Origin of the sequence: Arhodomonas aquaeolei DSM 8974 (genome assembly GCF_000374645.1) — a bacterium.
Lineage (GTDB): Bacteria > Pseudomonadota > Gammaproteobacteria > Nitrococcales > Nitrococcaceae > Arhodomonas > Arhodomonas aquaeolei.
On record NZ_KB894846.1, the window covers coordinates 1 to 1,399 of the forward strand.

The 1,399-nt window shown below is 57.2% G+C and carries 1 protein-coding gene; it reads left to right on the forward strand.

The features are described 5' to 3' along the window. Nucleotides 1–749 precede the first annotated feature (749 nt). Nucleotides 750–1,399, forward strand: a 650-nt coding sequence (locus tag C516_RS21300; protein ID WP_156831310.1) for a hypothetical protein, incomplete at its 3' end; no start/stop codon positions are given.

A 1,399-nucleotide genomic window follows, 5' to 3' on the forward strand; every position in this document is an offset into this window, starting at 1 on the left:
GAGCCCCGGTTATTCTGGTTTGCGGTTAGTTACCATCTGGTCATTGCCGTCGGTGCGGCAGTGCTCGGAATGCGGATAGCAGGGGATGAGGAGTAGGGCGGACCATCCCGCGTCGGTTAGGCCGATATCCACGCGATGCCGGAATAGAACAATGCCGACGCTCGCAGGGTCTTTGAACCCACCGGCGCCACCGGTCGATGTTGGATCGTTAGCCCTGACTCCGGGGGGTCGCGGACCACGGGAAACACCGCCGCGTTGAGCGCCTGACTCTGCGTCGCCGCGGCTATACTTCCAGCGGCCGCCAGGGCGGCGAGAAATGCCACGACTTCCGTCGCCCATATCTTGCGGGCGGCGCTTGTCATGGTACAGGATGACCCGAAGGATCCAGCCCCACGCACGCCTCTTCACGTACGAATGCTGTAGTGGCGCACCGCGGATCGCGGCACGGACACGATCGAGAAAAGGAGAACTCTTCCGTGACATTCCATCGCCCCTCCATAGGCTGCCGTATATATGTACAGCACCCCGCTGACCTGTGACGCGCAAGCGTGCATCGCGGCAAGTGTCCGCCTATCACGCCGTCAACGTGCCGCATGCGGTGGTTTGCGGATGCCGGAACGCCGGGCCAGCGCCGCTTTGCAGGCATCCCCCACAGACAGCAACGGGGCTTGGCTCACGCGCATTATGCGGACAAAGTCCGTGTTATAACGCGGACGACGTCCGGCTATTAGCTGTTATGCGGTGATCGAATGAAAGACGGAGAATTGGTCTTTCTTCTGAAGTTTTTCTCGGATCGAGAGAAACTCAATGCGCTCACAAACGGCGTGTTCTACTGCAACACGCCGGAGTTCTACAGGCAGTCCGGTGATGAGGGCATATCGGACCAGCATGAGTCGTGCACGCATGCTTATCGTCCGGATCGCGGTGATGCGCCTGTCAAGTTGTACATTAACGACGTCGAACTCGAGGGAATTACTACCCTCACGATGCGCGGCAGGGGAGGCAAGGATCGGTGGCTGCATTGTTGGTTCGCTGTGCATATGCCGTCCGACGACGAAGAGCTCGAGTCATTGGTCGAGAACATCAATCGGATGCGTTCCGAATTTGGTCCGTACTACGCATTCCTGCCAGTTTCGAATATTCCCCATCTGGTCGAACGCATCCAACTCGCGACGAAACACTCTATAAACAGGGGATTGGTAAGCTACTCAGACAAGGCGCTCGACTGGTATGTAGGGTGCAAGTCAGCGGCGTACTCATACCAGAGAGAATATAGGTTTGCCCTTGGAGAGTGTGCGGATAGGTGCGTGGATCCGCTAATTATTCGTCATGAGAATGGATTTTCGGACCTTGTATCCGATACGCCGAGCCTCAGAATAACTAATGAAGAAACTGGGCA